Raw genomic sequence first — 18,017 nt, 5'->3', positions numbered from 1 at the left:
CTCCGAATTAATAACATCGATACAAAGGGGGTACGCTCCTGGTACCCAGAATACACGCTGCAGCGTCAGATTGGTAGAAACCGCGAGAGGCTTACTGCGAATCGGCGGGTTTGTGCGACTGCCAGTCCAGCTGGGGGGCGTCCCCCCAGAGACGCTCGAGGTCGTACAGCTCACGGGCATCATCGGTGAAGATGTGCAGCACTACGTCGCCATAGTCACCCAGGATCCAATTGCTGTCCTTGCCTTCGATGTTGCGGCGATTCGCATGATCCTGCTTCATCAGGACCCGGATTTCCTCGGCAATGGCATGCGCCTGCCGCTGGTTGTTCGCGGTGGTGATGATGAAGTAGTCGAACAGCGGGGTGATTTTCGTGACGTCGAGGACCACGATGTCCTGACCTTTAAACTGCTCGCAGACACGGGCGCACAGGCAGGCACGTTCCAGACTCGACATGCTTTCGACGGAATCAGATTGTTGAGAAGGTTCGGTATTGATTTTGGTGACCTTTAGCCTGTTTCAAATACTTAAAATAGCTCTAATGCGTATTGGATGATAAAACCGGCTATGACAACAGAAACCATACTCATCAACTTGATCAGAATATTCAGGCTTGGACCGCTGGTGTCCTTGAACGGGTCACCTACGGTATCACCTACTACTGTGGCTTTGTGCGCATCAGTTCCCTTGCCGCCATGTGCGCCTGCTTCGATGTACTTCTTTGCATTATCCCAGGCACCACCGGCATTAGCCATCATAATGGCAACTGCGAACCCACTCGTCAAGGCTCCCACCAGCAGGCCCACCACGCCGGGGACTCCCAGCAGAACACCCACGACGACCGGGGTGAACAGGCCCAGCATCGCGGGCAGAATCATTTCACGCTGAGCCGCAGCTGTACTGATTTCGACACAGGCGGCGTAATCCGGTTCGGCTTCGTTCTCCATAATGCCTGCGATTTCACGGAATTGACGCCGGACTTCGTCCACCATCGCACCCGCGGCGCGGCCGACAGCCTTCATGGTCATCGCACAGAAGACGAAGGCAATCATCACGCCGAAGAAGATCCCGACGAGTACTTTGGGGTTCAGCAGCGAGAAATTATAGAAGCGGGAGAAGTCGGGTACGGTCGCTTTTTTGACTTCCACACAGTCGCTGCGCAGCAGGAGTTCTGTGATATTCAGGCCGTTGATGATCGAACCCACTTCAGCTTCTTCGATTTTGGTTCGCCCAGGCGTTATTTGCGTCTGGTGCAGGGCGGGGAACAGCAGGTAACCCATGTTGTTATGTTTGGGAGCGTTGCCGTCTTTATCGGGCATACGGATCGCGATACAGTTTTTGCTCAGCTTCAGTGCAGACGCATTCGAAGGATCATCGGTCACCGTTTGCACGATGGCTGAGTTCTCGACCCAGCGTTCAAACCCGATGCGGACTTCTTCCACGTAGGCAGCCAGCAGAGCCAGTGCTGTCAAAGCAGCAGAGCCGATCGCGAAGCCTTTTCCGGTAGCGGCAGTCGTGTTCCCCAGGCTGTCCAGGGCGTCGGTTCGCTGGCGTACGAACGGTTCCTGACCACTCATTTCCGCGTTACCGCCGGCATTGTCGGCAATCGGACCATAGGCATCGGTGGCGAGTGTTACCCCGAGTGTGCTCAACATCCCCACAGCGGCGATCGCAACGCCATACAGGCCCATCGCGAATACCTGTGAGTTCTGGAAGTCGAAGCCGGTACACAAACCAAAGGCGACGATGATGGCGACACCAATCACGAGAATCGGTACCCAGACGCTGTAAAAGCCTTCTGCGATCCCGGCGATAATTACGGTCGCGGGACCGGTTGAAGACTGATCCGCAATGAAGCGGGTCGGTTTGAATTCATCACTGGTGGAATACTCGGTCCATTTCCCGATCAACCAGCCAGCAACCAGACCGGAGACGATGGCACCGAAGACACCAAACAGTTTGTTCCCCGTCAGCAGTGGGGAATCTTCCGGGATTCCTGCGGACTGCGAAGGAATTACCAGCATGATCCAGACCAGGCCCAGGGAGGCGACAATCACACAGAAGGCGGCAGTGTCGATTCCCTTAGCCAGTGCTTTCAACAGGTTTTTCTGAGAGGCACCTTCCTCTGTTTTCACCATGAAGATCCCGGTGACCGAAAGGAAGATTCCGACTGCGGCCAGACACATGGGCAGCAGCAGGCACATCATCTGCATTTTGGGATAACCGTGATATGCGGCGACACCCAGAGCACCACTGGCCAGGATGGAACCACAGTACGATTCATAGAGGTCTGCCCCCATGCCGGCGACATCACCTACGTTGTCGCCCACGTTGTCAGCAATCGTAGCCGGGTTACGCGGGTCGTCTTCGGGGATGCCTGCTTCGACTTTACCGACGAGGTCGGCTCCCACGTCCGCGGCTTTGGTAAAGATACCACCACCCACGCGGGCAAACAGTGCCTGGCTACTGGCTCCCATACCAAAGCAGAGCATGGTGACGGTGATCTCCGCCAGAGGCATCTTGACGATCCAGTGCAGGACACCGAACCAGAGACTGATGTCCAACAGTCCGAGTCCCACAACGACAAGCCCCATCACCGCACCACTGCGGAACGCGACCTGCAGGCCGTTGTTGAGTGATTCTTTCGCCGCATGGGCGGTACGTGCACTGGCGAGTGTAGCGGTTCGCATACCAAACCAGCCTGCCAGTGCAGAGAAAAAGCCCCCTGTCAAAAAGGCGAAGGGGACCCAGTGTGATTGTGTGTTGAGGCCAAAGGCCATGAAGGCCAGCAGTGCACAGACCACGGCAAAGAACAGGGTCACCACCTTGAACTGCTGGTCCAGGTAAGCACGGGCTCCTTCACGGACGTGCTCGGCGATGGTCTTCATGCGGGCGTCACCTTCGGACTGCGCGACCATCCAGGAGAAAAAGCGATACGCGGTAAACAGGGCGAAGATTGCCCCTGCAATCGCAAGTAGCCAACTGATGACGACGGATTCAGATGCGGCCACTGGTGGCGAGGCATCTGATGTTTCTGCTGCCAGCAAGGGAGCGGAGCAGAAGAGCATGCTAATGGTTAGAGTGATGAGTTTGGGAACAGGACGAACGGGCGAGTAGCGAGCGACGGTAGAAAACCTCATCCTTAGAGTTAACCCCATTTAATAAGCCGTTGTAAATCTTGTTGTAAAACCTCAAAACCTCATATGATTCCGGGCAACAGTAAGCACAGGTTTTTCAAAGAACCAAAAAACCTACAAGTAAAACTCCAGCAAAAACTCTATCCGGGGAGTGTATCACGTAAGGTTTTTTTTGCAATAACAGTAACTTAACAAAGTTGGTTAAACGCAAAAACTTACGGAGCGCAGCAACGCGCGCAGACGTGGCTTGTAAGAGGTAAAAACGGGGACTGACGGGCAGCTACCAGAGTCGCGACAAATCTGTATTTATGCCGGGTTGCGTGGGAAGACTTCGCTGGTGTCGATGATGTAGTTTGCGTCGAACACCTGCTGGAAGTCGTAGATGTCGACGAAATCTTCCAGGCGATCGTTGTCGGTCTTCCGCATTCTGCCATGCTCGATCATTTCGAAGACCATCTTGCCGAAGTCTTTGGTGGATTGCACGCCCCATTGTTTGAACACAGTCTGTGTCATCAGACCAAACTGTTTGAGGGCCAGAACGCGCACTCCCTCCAGGAGTTCCTGTCCCGAAACGTGTGCTTCTTCCTGTTCGGAAAGTTCAGAGATGGAATGAGCGTAAATCTCTTGAGCCTGCTGCAACGCTTCAAAGATAAAGTCGTAGGCATTCGGGTGATATTGCAGTTTGGGGCGGGTTAGATTGGTTGCAAATGTCATGTTTTCACCCATACCTTCTTACTCGAGCGGTTGCAGTCTCTGATGTTGTTACAATCCAGTGTTTCTGTCACAGAGACCTTCGTCAATACTATCTTAGGAGATTGCGCTTCAGATAGCGAGAAATTATCATTGGGAATTTCAGGAAAATCAATCCCGATCTGGCCAATTTCAGCGGGCCGGTTTTTGATTGAGTGATTTCCCGTTCCCGGGGGGCTGGCCTTCCCCTTTTTTCTTCTTGATGACTTCCTGAATATCTTTTCTATGGACAATTGATTTTCGCGAATCGGGATAGATCACCTGAACGCATTCCGAGAGGATATCCTGATTCGTGACTTTTCCCTCCCCCTGCTCCGTGACGACGAATGAACCGACCGGGGGCAGTTCTTTTTTATAACTACGGTAAGTGTCGTACTCGTAGCGCAGGCAGCATTTGAGTCTGCCACAGCGACCGGAAAGCTTGTTGGGGTCCAGTGAGGTTTTCTGCAGCTTGGCCATCTTCATGGATACCGGTGGCATTTCGGTCAGATGTGTTCCACAACACACTGTTTTGCCACAGTCGCCGTAGTCGGCCAGCAGTTTGGCTTCATCCCGGACACCAATCTGTCGCATTTCAATCCGTGATCGATATTTGCGGGCCAGCGCTTTGACCAGTTCGCGGAAGTCGACGCGTTTCTCGGCCAGGTAATAAAAGATGATCCTTTCTCCACCAAAAATATGTTCCACATCGACCAGCTGCATCTGCAGCTTGTGTTCTTTCACCAGATCCTGACAGCCTAGAAACTCTGTGCGTTCCTCGTGTCGATTCTTGTCACGCTGGCGATAGTCATCGTCAGTGACGGGGCGAATGATGCGGCCGACGGTTTTGGTATCTTTCATGAAGGAACGTACGCGGTCCGTGGCGGGAGAGAGAATTTCGCCCCATTCATGACCGCGATCGCTTTTGACAATGACAGAGGCATTTCGTGGCAGCTCGTCAGGGCCCTTGGCGGAGAACTCGCCAATCATGCGGGTTGACCCATAGCGGACGATGTAACCTGAGACTTCGTTATTCATCTATGATAATTTCATCGAATGGAGATCAGAAACAGCAGCAGAATGGCCCGCGGATTCCTCGGGAAGAATCCTCAGCAGGAGAAGTGTGGATTCTGCTGTTAAGATTCTATTATAGCCGAACAGCAGGGATCAATCTCTATCGATTCGGGCGAAATCGTTTTTTTTAAAAAGCAGGCTGTGCCTCGTTACTGGCACTTGCGTTCAGGAACTGCTTTTTTGCAGTGCCCGGAGGTCTTCGCTCAGGTTTTCGATACAGAGGCTGATCGTGGCGTTCCGATCGATCTGTTCTTCGGTTTCCAGCAGTCGATCCAGCAGCGCCCCCAGTTTCTCGATCCGGTCTTCGGTTGAGCCGGAGAATCCGTTCACGAATTTGTCGATTTGCGCAGTGCCCACCGCCAATTCATGCCCGGCGGCCGCCTGTAACGCCTGGTGATAGAAGTCGGCACAGAAATGCAGGATCCAGTGAGCAGTTTTCCGCTGAGCAGCAGTATTGCCGCCGATATCATCCACGGCTTTGATCACCGCCTGTGAAAACGCCTGCGGACGGAAGGGATGCTGGCACAACAGTCGCGTGATGCTCGTCCTGAGTTCCTGCAGGTTCTCATCCAGCAACTGGCTGGCGACATCCAGCGAGCCCCCCGAGAGTCGGGCGACCTGTTGTGCCTGTTCGGGAGACTCCGCCAGTTGCTGTTCCAGCAGCAGTTCGGATACATCGTCTGCAGAGAGTTCAGCAAACCGGATCAGCTGGCAGCGGGAACGAATGGTTGGCAGGATCGCATCCAGCTCGCTGGCGATCAGAATCATCAGGTAATTCGCTGAGGGCTCTTCCAGGGTTTTCAAAAGTGCGTTGGCACTCTCGGCATTCATTTTGTCGGCGTCGTCGATCAGCGCAATCCGTCGGTTCCCGGTCATGGGGCGGAGCGACATTTCATAACAGACCCCTTCGCGGCCGCGTCGCTCCTCGCTGCCGATGATCAGGCTTAAAGGCAGAATCGCTTTGTCGGGAGGGCATTCGATGCTGATCAAATCGGGATGCGTACCGGCGGCCATCTGTTTGCACGAGTTACATTCGCGACAGCAACTGAGCTGGTTTGAGGGAGTCTGTTCGCAGAACAGGCACTGGGCAAGATAACGGGCAACCCGGTTCTTACCCACGCCCACCGGACCGGCGAACAGCAGCGCGTGCGGCAGGCGTCCGCGGGACAGGGCCCGGTCGAGCATTTCCAGAATCGTTTGATGACCTCGGATCTGGTCGGTTGTCATGGCATTTCCGTTTCTGATCACTCAGGTCCAGAGTCAGCTGTTTCGTCTGACGGGCTGGCTTCGGAAGATTCGATCCAGCCCAGCACGGTTCCCTCGTGCACTTCGTCTCCGGATCGACATTCACAACGGGCAAGCGTTCCGGTGCAGGGGGCCGCCACATCGAACGTCACACCGGGAATCAAGAGTTCGACAACCCGGTCTCCCCGGTTAACCGGTTCTCCCGTTCGTGTCAGCCAGAGACTGACGGTCAGTTTCTGATCCTGATTTTCCAGTGGAGGAACCGTGATCGGGGTCGGCATTCAGGACTCTTTCCCCAGCACCGATGCCATTTCGCCTGCATGATAACTGGAACGGACGAAGGGACCACTGGCCACCAGTTTGAATCCCAGTGCCCGCACCTGATCGCCCACTTCATCGAATTCTTCCGGCGGCAAGAAACGCTCAACCGGCAGGTTCTCAGGCGTAGGCTGCAGATACTGGCCGATAGTCACGATATCACAACCGACGGCCCGCAGATCGGCACAGACTTCGAGTATTTCCTCGCGTGTTTCGCCGAGCCCCAGCATCAAACCACTTTTCGTGACGATGCTCGGATCCGTGTCTTTCACCTGCTTCAGCAGATCCAGGGTCCGCTGATAGACGGCGTTCCGACGAACGCGGTGATACAGACGGGGTACGGTTTCGGTGTTGTGGTTGAAGACATCAGGATGGGCTTCAATCACCCGCTGAATGGCATCACGATTGCCACGGAAGTCGGGAGTCAAGACTTCGATGTCTGCCCCGGTCCGTTCGCGGACTGCCAGGATGCAGTTATAGAAGTGTTCTGCCCCGCCGTCCGGCAGGTCGTCACGCGTGACAGAGGTAATCACCACATGTTCGAGGCCCAGACGGGCGGCTGCTTCCGCTACGCGTTCGGGTTCGTCCAACTGAACGGTTTCGGTTTTCCCCTTGGCGATCGAGCAGAACCCGCAAGGGCGCGTGCAGACATTTCCCAGGATCATCAGGGTCGCTGTTTTATGTGACCAGCATTCGGTGCGATTCGGGCACTTGGCACTTTCGCAGACGGTGACCAGATTGAGGTCTTCGATCACGTTGCTGGTGAAAGCCATACCAGGCTTCGGCATGGGCCGCTTGAGCCACTTGGGAAGACGCTGCCGGGGTGCGGGGGCGGGATCGGTGATGATATTAAGTGTCGACATAAACTTTCTTCTTTACTCGATGCAGTAAGGGGTGTCGTGTAAAAATGTGGGGATCCGGATAGCCGAACTGCTGAGCCAGGTTGCGAATCATGCTTTCGCGAACCGAACCCATACTGGCTTCCCGCGTGAGCGTTGCCGACAGGGAAGTCACGCGGTGGTCAAATCGATTGGCGTCGATCAGACGTTGCAGTTTCATATCGGGAGACACATTAATATACAAACCATAGTAAGAAATCCAGGATTTGATCGCAGCCCCCAGAAAGGCAAACTGTCCACAACGGCCCAAAATTCCTGAGTCATCCGGACAGGTTTCACAGTCGACACCCTGCTCGCCGGCTGCACTGCGTGTTGCCCGCTGCAGACGATCCCGGAATTCGCTGATGCCGATGCCCAGCTGTTTGAGGGGGAACAGGGGATAAACGGCCAGTTGCCCCGGTGCATGCAGCAGGGCTCCGCCTCCCCGATTCGTCCAGCGAACCTCGATCTGTTTCGCCTTCAGGTCATGATAGGCCCCGGACAGCTGGTGATGGCTGCCTTCACGCCCCACAGTGACGATGGGCGGGTGTTCACAGACAAACAGAACTGCGGACTCGTCCTGCTGGTAATGGATCTCCTGCAGAGCCCGTTCCTGTAGTGTCAGCAGGGAATCAAAGTCCACACAGCCCAGCAGGTAGACCTTCAGCGTCTTGTACTGACGCATGGAATGGCCTGTCTCTGAAGCGGATAAACTCATATTTGCCTGCTGTATGACTCGAAAATAAGGGATCCGGTGCCGGACTGTAAGCTAACAGTCATTGTGAGTCTGAGTGCCCATGAGTCAATCGCCAGAAAATGAAAATCGTGTTTTGCCTGATTTGTGAGCCCGGTTTCACCTGCAGAGACCTGTTCGCCAGAATGGGAAGGTTAGGGGGCTGTGGATGATCCAGGAATCGCTTTTGGGATTGTGTGTTGTTCTTAAGTGGCTGACTGGTAATGACTTGTGTTGTCAGCTGTGCTTTGTGAAATACCGGGAGTGGTGCAATCGGAATAACCGGAAAAGCTTATAATTCCGATTTATTTTAAAAAATCATTACAACTCGTTCAATTTTGTGAATCGTTACACCCGATAGAGAGAGATGGATAAAAGTAGAAAACCTTCCTGTGCATGATCCAGATACAACAGCTCTCACAACTCTCATCATGTCAAATCCAGTAACTCAAACATCCCTATCCAGCAGTAAGTTCCTATCGGTAAGGAGAAACACAATGCGACGCGGAAAAAAGATGCTCGCGATATTTTCAACCATGGTAATGAGTGCGAGTATCGCAACCGCCGATGATCGCATGATGGAATCAAAGTCACCCTTTGATTCTGCTCCCTCTTCCAATTCCAAAGCCAGTATTCAGTACTTCTCCGGACAGAAGTCTACGGGTGAAGCTGCCGGCACCTCGGGAAATATCACCATTTCCCAGCCGAAGCAGACTGCGGCTCAGCCTGGTGCAGAGTACCAGCCCACCGGTAAAGCCCGTATGTCCCAGGTACCGAACTACTACAAGGAGCTGTTCGGTCAGGAACGCCCTTACCGTCGCCTGGAGCAGAAGCAACAGCAGGCGGAAGTCAAGCAGTCCGCTTTTCAGCAGGTAGACCACGCTGAACCGGCTGGTGAGCAGAAGCGGTACCGTTTTGAAGAGTTCAATGCGGATCAGTCCAAAAAGAATATTGTGCATGCTGAGTTTCAGCACCACAAAGGCACACAGGGTAAAATTCAGCAGGTCAGTGCCGGCAGTGATCAGAATCCATTCCGGACGCCAACCGAATTCAAACAGCCTGCTCCTCAGGCACCGGGTTTGACCATTCCCCGGATTCCGGATAATCAGACTGTAGAAAACAAACATCACCTGACCTTTGGAAAAGCTGCACAGGAAGAAACTGTTGCTCAGCCTTCCGGTGTCACTATCACTTCCACACCTCAGAAACGTCGTGCAGCAGCCGTGCAGGTGAAGCCTGTCGGAACTGCTTCTGAAGTCGCGAAGGCCAAAGTGTCTCACAAGTGGATTAAGAAAAGTGAAATCAACGTTGGCCAGGAATGCGAGTTCGCACTGGAAGTCACCAACGAAGGTAAAGCATCTGCCAAGGACGTCGTCGTGGAAGCCTTCTTCCCGGTATCAGTTCGTCTGACAGATGCCACTCCCCGGCCCAGTGCCAGCCATGATCATCTGGAATGGAAGTTTGATTCACTGAACGCCGGTGAAACCAAAACCATCGAGATCTCAATGATCCCCAGCCAGCGTGGTGCGATTACCGCCGCAGCGAATGTTCGGTTCACCAACTCTCTGACTGAGTCCTTCATGGTTGCTGAGCCTCTGTTGCAGGTCGCAGTCAAAGGTCCTACCAATGTCATGATTGGTGAGCCTGCTTCACAGTCTGTCACCATCTCCAACCCGGGAACAGGTACCCTGCACAACGTTGTGCTGGAAGCTGAAATTCCTAAAGGTCTGGAACATGTGACTGCCGAGTATCTGCAGATGCAGGTCGGTTCGCTGAATCCTGGCGAAACCCGCACCATCCGTCTGGCCCTGGCAGCTGTCCTGGGTGGCGAACAGGTTGTGAAAGTTGTCGCTAAAGCTGAAGGTGGTCTGGCTCAGGAAACTCAGGCTCGTGTGAACGTGATCGCTCCTAAAGTTCAGGTTGCCATCGAAGGTCCCGGACTGCGTTACAAAGGCCGTTCTGCTCAGTACACAATTTCTACTGTCAACGACGGTGCAGCCGCTACCAACAACGTTCGCGTGCTGCATAAAGTTCCAGAAGGATTCGAATTCGTCAAAGCCGATCGTGGCGGTCAGTTCAATCCTGAAGACTCCACCATCAGCTGGTTCCTGGGACGTATGGAGCCCGGTCAGTCAGCCAATGTCAACGTCGAACTGAAAACCAAAACTATCGGCAACTATGTGCACCACGTACGTGCTCTGTCTGAACACAACGTGAAATCCGATGCACAGATTCAGACACGTATCGAAGGGGTCGCCCAGCTGGTTCTGGAAATTGCCGACCTGAACGATCCGGTCGAAATCGGAGCCGAAACAGGTTACAACGTAGTCGTCAAGAACGACGGTAGTAAAGCTGCCCAGAACGTTTCTGTCTCCTGCGAACTGCCTCCCGGAGTTGAGCTGATCTCTGCCACCGGTCCTACTCAGCACATCGCTGAGAACGGTGTGGTCGTCTTCAAATCTCTGGCAGGTCTGGCTCCTGGTGACTCGGTTCAGTTCCAGGTCATCGTACGCGGCAGTGTCGAAGGCAACCAGCGGTTCCGGGCTCGTCTTGCCAGCGATTCGATCCGCGATCCTCTGCTGTTCGAAGAACTGACTCGCTTCTACCGCGACTAAGTTCTCTGCGAATCGAAGATTCAAACCGAAGCCAGGTCAGTACATTACTGACCTGGCTTTTTTCGTTGAAGCAGAACCCTTGTTGAACAACGAAACGAGTTTGGTTTGAATACAGTTGGGATTATTGGACCGGCTGTCTGTCTGCAGCGGGAGGGCATGTCGAGGTTGGGAAAATGTCGAGCCGGTTGCGACTACCTCTGCCAGATGACGAGTTGCTGCTGAACGGCTCCCGGCTTGCCGCGAGAAATTTTCAGGACCAGCGATTTCAGATCTCGATGCTTATCCAGTGCCTGGCGAAAGTCCTGCAGACTGTGGACTGGTGAACCAGCGACTTCTTCGATTACATCGTAGAGATCGACCACGCCAGAGAATGAACTCTGTTCGTCGACACTCAAGACCAGCAGACCTGCCTGACCTTGTGCGAAACCGAGCTGTGCAGCCAGATCTGCGTTCATGGGCTGAACCCCCAGTCCGGCCAGATCTTCTGTGGCGGATGCGTCTTTGACTTTGTGGAAGCTCATCGGCTCAGCAGAGGTGCCGAAGCGTCGGGATGACTGTTGTGATTCGCGCTGTTTGCGTTCCAGTTCATCCAGAATCCGGCGGTTCGCCAGTTCTACCATCACGTTGACCTTACGGCCATCTCTCAGCAGCACAACACTCACACGATGCTCGATCGGCGTCAGGGAGACCAGGTTGATCAGGTGGTTTTGATCCAGAACATCAATACCGCCGAAACTGAGAATGATGTCATCGTATTTGAGGTTGGCGCGGGAAGCCGGCGTGTTAGAAATTACTTTGACCACGCGGGCACCACGCACACGGTCCATGTTCAATCGGGTTGCCGTCCCGATACTGAATTCCGGATCGAGCTGGACACCCAGGTAAGCGCGATAGACCTGCCCGTACTTCAGGAGCTGCGTAAAGACGTGTTGTACCAGCTTGCTGGGGATACTGAATCCGATTCCGTCGTTACCACCACTGTTGGAAGCGATTGCAGTATTGATCCCGATAATTTTACCTTCGAGGTCGATCAGCGGACCGCCACTGTTTCCCGGGTTGATGGCGGCGTCAGTCTGCAGGAAGTTCTGGTTCAGTACCTCTGATCCACTTCCCAGTTGCAGAGAACGGCGTCCCTTGGCGCTGATAATACCCAGGGTCACCGATTCGCTCAGACCAAACGGACTACCCATGGCCAGGACCATGTGACCAATATCCAGTTTGTCACTGTCACCCCAGTCGGCGGGAGTAACATCGGTCACGTCAATCTTGAGGATTGCCAGGTCGGTATCTTTATCTTCCCATTTATTAGTCGGGTTGATAACGCGTCCATCGTGCAGTTGGATTGAAATCGCAGGTCCGTTTGAGTCTCGCACGACGTGGCGGTTAGTAACGATGTATAACCCCGGTTTTCCCTCACCGCGAACGATGACACCGGATCCGGTTTCTTCAACCGCACCACGGGGAGTCTGCCGTTCGCACTGGATGTGGACGACGCTGGGGGTCGCGAGCTTGGCGATCTTGGCGAGATGCTTGCTTCCATCGTGCAGAGAAGATGCAGAAGACAACAGCGCTGCATTTTGTTGACGGGCATTACCCTGTGAAGGAATCTTCGCTTCCAGCTGGCGCGAACTAAGCGGTGACTCGAAGCAGGTATTCCACAACGAAATGGAGACAATGATGGCAATGACTGCCAGCAAAGGATATCGATTCTTCATGTTGCAAATCTCTCAGCGTGACCCAGGATCGTTTTTTTTGCATTTCAGCTAGTGCTGACCACGGCAAAATAAGGCAATCCTTCGCCAAGTGCCGAACGATTTGATTACGGAAGTCCAGCTGAATCCACGCGGGCTTCCAGTAACAAAGCAGGGTCTGGTGATTGACTGCAATCACACTCTCCGGGAATCGTAACAGGAATGAGGGGGTATCGTGTTGTGGAGAGATCAGATAATAAACGCAGTCGGTCGAGCGTGACCCTGTGTCGTTTATTATCGGAGGGGGGTATTATTTTTCGAGATCCAAATCGTGAATTCTGTACTCCTGATCGTTAAGACGTCCTTCGAACTCGTAGGCGTTTTCCCAATCGCCATGAACATCACTCGTGGATAAACCCATCGATTCGCGCTGTTGTGCACAACTGACACAAAACATCGTGTAAGGAACCGCTTTAAGCCGTGCAATCGGTATATTCTTATTGCAGCTCTCGCAGTGACCGTAACGTCCTTCCTGAATCAGGGAGATCGCACGTCGAATCTGCATCAGTTCTTTGTATTCCAGCTCTGCCAGGTGAGATTCCAGATCCTGTCGCGTCTGACGAATCGCGGCGTCACCACTGTCCTCCACGGAGGACTGGCTGGCTGAGGAGCCTTCTGAACTGTCGTTCACAAGCTTGGTGAGCTCATCGCGGCGGTTCAGCAGTTGCTTGTGCAACCGAATTATTGCATCTTTACGTACCACTCGATCTTCCCCTCATAAAAATCAGATTCAGACGACTCAATTCGAAATTGAATACTCCCAAAAGATAGCTTTTAAATTAGCTAAAGTAATCAAAACCTTTGATGTTTCTGACAGTTTTGAGATCACTCTGCTCCGTGAGTATTATTCACTACGCGGATTAAATGTCGAGAGTTGGAAAGTTCCTAAAAGCTCGAATAGCCCATAAACTGCAAAAATGAAATGACTTATGCAAGTTTCTTTTCTCTCTGTTTTTGGAAATTCACAATAAACGCCACTATGGCTGATTTTGAAGTGCCAAAAAGTCATCTAAAACCGGGATGTGCTCTTGTGTGCACTGCCGGGTCTGGTTCCTGATATTGACCCATTTCGGGGATTGCGATGTAATACCCGCCCCACAATCTCAGATTTGAGATATCTATTCTCGATTCAGTCTCTGACAGCGACCGGAAACCGTGTTTACAACTTTTGACCGTTATCTTCTGAAACGATATTTCCATGTGTTCATCATCGGATTCATAGCCACCTATGGTCTGTATGTCGTCTTTGACGGATTCACAAATATCGATGAATTCCAGGCCGGTCAGAAGGAAGGCGATTCCTCAGGGGGGCTGCTCTGGCTGATGGCAGAGACCTATCTGTACCAGTCCAGTGTCTTCTTTGATATGGTCAGTCCGATTCTGACCGTGCTGGCTGCTGTGGTTGTGTTCTCATTGATGGTAAGGCATGGGGAACTTAACCCCGTGCTTTCCGCCGGCATTCCGACATATCGCCTGGCGATTCCACTGACCATCGCGACGGTCATCGTCAACTGTTTTATCATCGCCAACCAGGAACTGGTGATTCCCAGCATTGCCGACAAGGTTCAGGCAGAACGGGGAAAGATGGATACCAGTGCGCAATTCGTTGAGCCGGTCTATGATTTCAGTACCCGGATCATGATCAACGGTCAGGAACTTTATCTCACGGAACAGCGGATGGTGAATGCGGAGTTCGTTCTCTCCAAGCCGACCGTTCACGACTTTGTGACTGTGAAGGCTCCCAATGCTCACTACATTTCCGGGACCGACACGCGACCTGGAGGCTGGGTGCTGCAAGATGCACTGCCGAAGTATGAAGACCTGGATATCGCGGCCTTCGCCCGAAAGATGATTCTACCGGGCAAGAATCCCAATGATATTTTCATCGTGACTGATGTGGGTTGTGATCAGCTGTGTAACCGGAACTCCAGCTCGCTGATTTCGACCCCCGAACTGATCGCCCGGATTAACAATCCCTCGTTCAGTGATCTCTCCATTCGCAAGCAGAAACTCGACCTGCATTCCCGATTGACGCGGCCGTTCATGAACCTGATCGCCGTACTGATGGCGATTCCCTTCGTGCTCCGCAAAGAGAGCCGCAGCCAGATTCTGAATATCGCCATCTGTTCCTGTGTGATGGGAGTGATCTTTGCCATCTCCCAATGTTTTCTTTACATGGGCAGTGCCAATCTGCTCAAGCCCGATCAGGCTGCCTGGTTTCCGGTGATTGCCAATGGAACGCTGGCTGCCTGGTTCTCGAATCGCGTCCAGACCTGACAGGGCTTAACCACTCTGTCCGAGGTCCAGCAACTGTCCGAACCGGTCCAGGACGCGAATTTTCAGCGGTGCAAAACGGGGCTGATCAAACTCCCCTTTTTCGACCAGTCGGAGTGCAATCTCGCGGGTTTCCTGCAACAGGTCGTCATCGCGTCTGAGGTCGGCGACACGCAGCGGCAGCTCTCCATGCTGGCGGGTTCCAAAGATGTCACCTGGACCACGAGCCTGGAAGTCCGCTTCGGCAATCTCGAAACCGTTGGTCGTCTGTTCCATGACGGCCAGCCGCTTGAGTGCCTCCTCGCTTTCGGTATACGAAAACAGAAAACAGTACCCGGGATGAATCCCTCGACCGACACGCCCACGCAACTGGTGTAACTGCGAGAGGCCGAAGCGGTCTGACTGCAGGATTACCATTAAGGTGGCATTGGGCACATCGACTCCCACCTCAACCACTGTCGTGGAGACCAGCACCTGAATCTTGCCCTGGTGGAACTGTTCCATGATCTGAGCCCGCTCCTCGCGGTCCATCTGGCCATGTACCAGGCCGATCGAGGCACTGGCCAGCTCGCTTTTCTGCAGTTTGCGATAGACTTCTTCCGCACTGGATCGACTGTTTTCCTCAAGCTCGGAGTCGATCCGGGGACAGACGATATAGGCTTGCCTGCCGGCGTCGATTTGAGCGCGCAGAAAATCCCAGGCTTTCTTCCGTTGAGGAGTCGTCGAGATCCGACTGGTGGTGACAGGCTGTCTGCCCGGCGGGAGTTCGGAATTGATCGAGATATCCAGTTCACCGAACTGAGTGAGACAGAGGCTGCGGGGAATGGGGGTGGCCGTCATCACCAGCATATGAGGCGTATTCGCTTCGCTGGTGAAGTGTGCCCGCTGCATCACGCCGAACTTATGCTGTTCGTCGATAATCACCAGTCCCAGATCGTGATATTGCACATCTTTCTGGACTACGGCCTGGGTGCCGACAATCAATTGCTGCTCACCGGAGGCAATCTGTTCCAGCGTGGCTTTCCGCTCTGCTGAGGACAGGCTACCCGTCAGCACGCATCGTTTGACCCGACTCTGATTCAGGATGCGATTAATCGTATCCCAGTGCTGGACAGCCAGCAGTTCTGTGGGGGCCATCAGAACCGCCTGTTTGCCTGCGGCGATTGTCGCGAGCATGGCGTAGATCGCGATGGCCGTTTTTCCAGCACCCACGTCCGCCTGCAGCATGCGATGCATGGCGCGACCGGAACCCAGGTCCGTTTTGATCTCCTGGATGGCCTGATCCTGTCCCTCTGTGAAGTCAAACGGAAACAGGCGTCTGATCCGGGCATCGACTTTGGCGGTGACCTTGATCAGCGGTGCGTTGTCAACGCAGGTCCATTGCCGCCGACGCATGGCCAGGCCCAGTTGAAATTCCAGCAGGTCATCAAAGATAACGCGACGGACGCCGGCTTCGTATTCCTGCATTGTCTGTGGTTTATGCATTTGGATCACCGCCTGTGCCAGCGGCAGCAGACCGTGTTCTTCGCGAAACGGTTCGGGGAGGTAGTCGGGAATCAGCTGAGCATATTCTTCTACGGCGGTCCGCACCATGCGTCGCATCTGGTACATTTTGATGCCTTCGGTCAGGCTGTACCGGGGCAGTACGACCCCCTGGGGATCATCGAGATCTTCTTCGAGGACCTGGTATTGGGGATGCGACATTTCCCATTTGCCCGAACGTCGTTTGGGCTTGCCAGAGAACATCAGCAACTGTCCCTGGAAGAAACGCTTGATGACCCAGGGCTGATTGAACCAGGTTCCCTTGAGGAAGCCGGTTCCACAGTCGAGGAGAATGGCGGAGATGGTCCGTCCACGGGAAATCGTGCGTGCGTCGAGGTCAACCACTTTGCCGCAGACCGAAGCCAACTGGTCCTCCTCGAGTTCATTCACGGGGCGGACGTCTGTCAGATCGAGTACGCTCCGGGGCAGATGCCAGAGCAGATCTTCGACGGTTTCAATTCCCAGTTTCACCAGCAACTCGGCGCGTTCCGATCCGACTCCTTGCAGAAATTGAATCGGTGTGTCCAGGGAAGGTTCGGTCATCGCATTCCGGAACCGGTAAATTAGAGATCAGTCTGATTCTGCAGCTTCAATGCATATTCGACAGCCAGTTCATCACAGCGTTCATTTTCGGGATGTCCGCTGTGCCCTTTAATCTGAGTGAACCGCACCTCGTGCTGTTGCAGCAGTTCATCCAGCTGCCGCCAGAGCTCTTCGTTTTTGACGGGCTTCCAGCTTTTCCCTTCGCGACGGCGCCAGTTGTTCTTTTTCCAGTTGGGCATCCACTCTTTGGACCCCTTCGCAACATAGACGCTGTCGGTAATGATTTCGACCCGCGAACGTTTCTTCAACAGTTCCAGACCGGAGATGACTGCCTGCAGCTCCATCTGGTTATTCGTGGTCTCTGCCTCTCCACCTGAGAATTCTTTTTCCGTACCGGTCGAGGGATGACGCAGAATAACTCCCCAACCTCCCGGACCCGGATTGCCACGGCAGGCGCCGTCGGTAAACAGTTGCACGAACGGGAGAGAGTTCAGCTGGGCTGAGTCCTGGGGCATATGTCTTCCGGGAACGCAAGTCGGTCTGGGATATGAGAACGTATCGAATTCAGCCCGGCAGGCAAAGCAACAACAGGAGATTACACGTTGTCAGTGAAAGCTCCTGTGGTTGTGAATTCCACAAGCGGGGCAGGCAGGCCGCGGGCCTTTACCTTTCCCGATACACAATGCGTCCACGATTCAGATCGTAGGGAGAGACCTCTACCACGACCTTATCGCCGGGCACAATACGAATAAAGTGCTTGCGCATTTTGCCGGCAACGTGCGCCAGAACCTGGTGTCCGTTTTCCAGTTCGACTCGAAACTGTGTATTTGCCAGCGCCTCGGTTACAGTACCTTCGACTTCGATGGCCTCTTCTTTGGCCATAACAATTGTATCCTGTCCAATAAAGTTAACGAAATGGGAAGCAGCGAACAGAGTCGCACAATCCTTACTACCGGCACAGCCTGAAAAATGATAACTCAGGTCCGGGAGCGGTCTTCTGTCACTTATTGTGACAGGGATGCACCGATTATGCCAGTCTGAACAGAGCCTCAAGTTGCTTTCCCGCTAATTCCTGCGGGAAAAACCTGCATCTCTCACCGATTTAGCTGATTTTTGGGCACCTTCGCCAGTTTTTCCGGCTTTCCATCAGGAATATGAGCTAACTTTGAACACGCGTCAT

15 protein-coding genes are annotated in these 18,017 nt (G+C 53.6%); 2 read left to right on the top strand and 13 right to left on the bottom strand.

Translation table 11 applies throughout. The features are described 5' to 3' along the window. Positions 1-91: 91 nt before the first annotated feature. The 8 genes from rsfS to FYZ48_RS07800 form a co-directional block, all read right to left on the bottom strand. Entirely contained in the window at positions 92-454 is a 363-nt protein-coding gene (gene rsfS / locus FYZ48_RS07835) for a ribosome silencing factor (protein WP_232104882.1), read from the bottom strand. A gap of 71 nt (positions 455-525) precedes the next feature. After that, positions 526-3,138 carry a sodium-translocating pyrophosphatase gene (locus FYZ48_RS07830; RefSeq protein WP_242022477.1) on the bottom strand — a complete coding sequence of 871 codons (2,613 nt, stop codon included), beginning with the start codon at positions 3,136-3,138 and terminating at the stop codon, positions 526-528. 303 nt (positions 3,139-3,441) lie between these two features. Beyond that, entirely contained in the window at positions 3,442-3,849 is a 408-nt protein-coding gene (locus tag FYZ48_RS07825) for a Minf_1886 family protein (protein ID WP_242022475.1), read from the bottom strand. Positions 3,850-4,017: 168 nt separating this feature from the next. Next, positions 4,018-4,902: a PSP1 domain-containing protein gene (locus FYZ48_RS07820; RefSeq protein ID WP_149339117.1), complete on the bottom strand. Its 885-nt coding sequence runs from the start codon at positions 4,900-4,902 to the stop codon at positions 4,018-4,020. A 201-nt stretch (positions 4,903-5,103) separates the two neighbouring features. After that, positions 5,104-6,165 carry a DNA polymerase III subunit delta' gene (gene holB / locus FYZ48_RS07815; RefSeq protein ID WP_149339115.1) on the bottom strand — a complete coding sequence of 354 codons (1,062 nt, stop codon included), beginning with the start codon at positions 6,163-6,165 and terminating at the stop codon, positions 5,104-5,106. A gap of 17 nt (positions 6,166-6,182) precedes the next feature. After that, positions 6,183-6,464, bottom strand: a complete 282-nt coding sequence (locus tag FYZ48_RS07810) for a biotin/lipoyl-containing protein (protein ID WP_149339113.1) — start codon at positions 6,462-6,464, stop codon at positions 6,183-6,185. Next, positions 6,465-7,364, bottom strand: a complete 900-nt coding sequence (gene lipA, locus FYZ48_RS07805) for a lipoyl synthase (RefSeq protein ID WP_145042418.1) — start codon at positions 7,362-7,364, stop codon at positions 6,465-6,467. Further along, positions 7,351-8,097: a lipoyl(octanoyl) transferase LipB gene (locus FYZ48_RS07800; RefSeq protein WP_149339111.1), complete on the bottom strand. Its 747-nt coding sequence runs from the start codon at positions 8,095-8,097 to the stop codon at positions 7,351-7,353. Before FYZ48_RS07800 ends, lipA begins: the two co-directional genes overlap by 14 nt. A 512-nt stretch (positions 8,098-8,609) precedes the next feature. Between FYZ48_RS07800 and FYZ48_RS07795 the strand changes: the two genes are divergently transcribed. After that, positions 8,610-10,727: a DUF11 domain-containing protein gene (locus tag FYZ48_RS07795; protein WP_187781920.1), complete on the top strand. Its 2,118-nt coding sequence runs from the start codon at positions 8,610-8,612 to the stop codon at positions 10,725-10,727. Positions 10,728-10,918: 191 nt separating this feature from the next. Here FYZ48_RS07795 and FYZ48_RS07790 read toward each other — a convergent pair whose 3' ends face one another. Together FYZ48_RS07790 and FYZ48_RS07785 are read right to left on the bottom strand one after the other, a co-directional pair. Next, entirely contained in the window at positions 10,919-12,442 is a 1,524-nt protein-coding gene (locus FYZ48_RS07790) for a trypsin-like peptidase domain-containing protein (RefSeq protein ID WP_149339107.1), read from the bottom strand. A 286-nt stretch (positions 12,443-12,728) separates the two neighbouring features. Next, positions 12,729-13,181: a TraR/DksA family transcriptional regulator gene (locus tag FYZ48_RS07785; protein ID WP_145042414.1), complete on the bottom strand. Its 453-nt coding sequence runs from the start codon at positions 13,179-13,181 to the stop codon at positions 12,729-12,731. Positions 13,182-13,633: 452 nt separating this feature from the next. Between FYZ48_RS07785 and FYZ48_RS07780 the strand changes: the two genes are divergently transcribed. After that, positions 13,634-14,755, top strand: coding sequence for an LptF/LptG family permease (locus FYZ48_RS07780; protein ID WP_149339105.1), 1,122 nt, complete (start codon positions 13,634-13,636; stop codon positions 14,753-14,755). A 6-nt stretch (positions 14,756-14,761) separates the two neighbouring features. Here the strand turns inward: FYZ48_RS07780 and recG are convergent, their stop codons facing one another. The 3 genes from recG to infA form a co-directional block, all read right to left on the bottom strand. After that, positions 14,762-16,837 carry an ATP-dependent DNA helicase RecG gene (recG, locus tag FYZ48_RS07775; RefSeq protein WP_149339103.1) on the bottom strand — a complete coding sequence of 692 codons (2,076 nt, stop codon included), beginning with the start codon at positions 16,835-16,837 and terminating at the stop codon, positions 14,762-14,764. A gap of 20 nt (positions 16,838-16,857) precedes the next feature. Then, the gene (gene rnhA, locus FYZ48_RS07770) at positions 16,858-17,352 is read right to left on the bottom strand and encodes a ribonuclease HI (RefSeq protein WP_149339101.1); all 495 of its coding nucleotides are present in this window, start codon (positions 17,350-17,352) and stop codon (positions 16,858-16,860) included. Between the two features lie 148 nt (positions 17,353-17,500). Next, a complete protein-coding gene (gene infA / locus FYZ48_RS07765; RefSeq protein ID WP_002643979.1) occupies positions 17,501-17,719 on the bottom strand; it encodes a translation initiation factor IF-1 in 219 nt (72 codons plus the stop codon). Positions 17,720-18,017: the final 298 nt, after the last annotated feature.

The sequence above is a fragment of the Gimesia chilikensis genome (assembly GCF_008329715.1).
GTDB lineage: Bacteria > Planctomycetota > Planctomycetia > Planctomycetales > Planctomycetaceae > Gimesia > Gimesia chilikensis.
The sequence above is the reverse complement of the archived record's forward strand: the minus strand, read 5'-3'. Positions and strand labels throughout refer to the sequence as shown.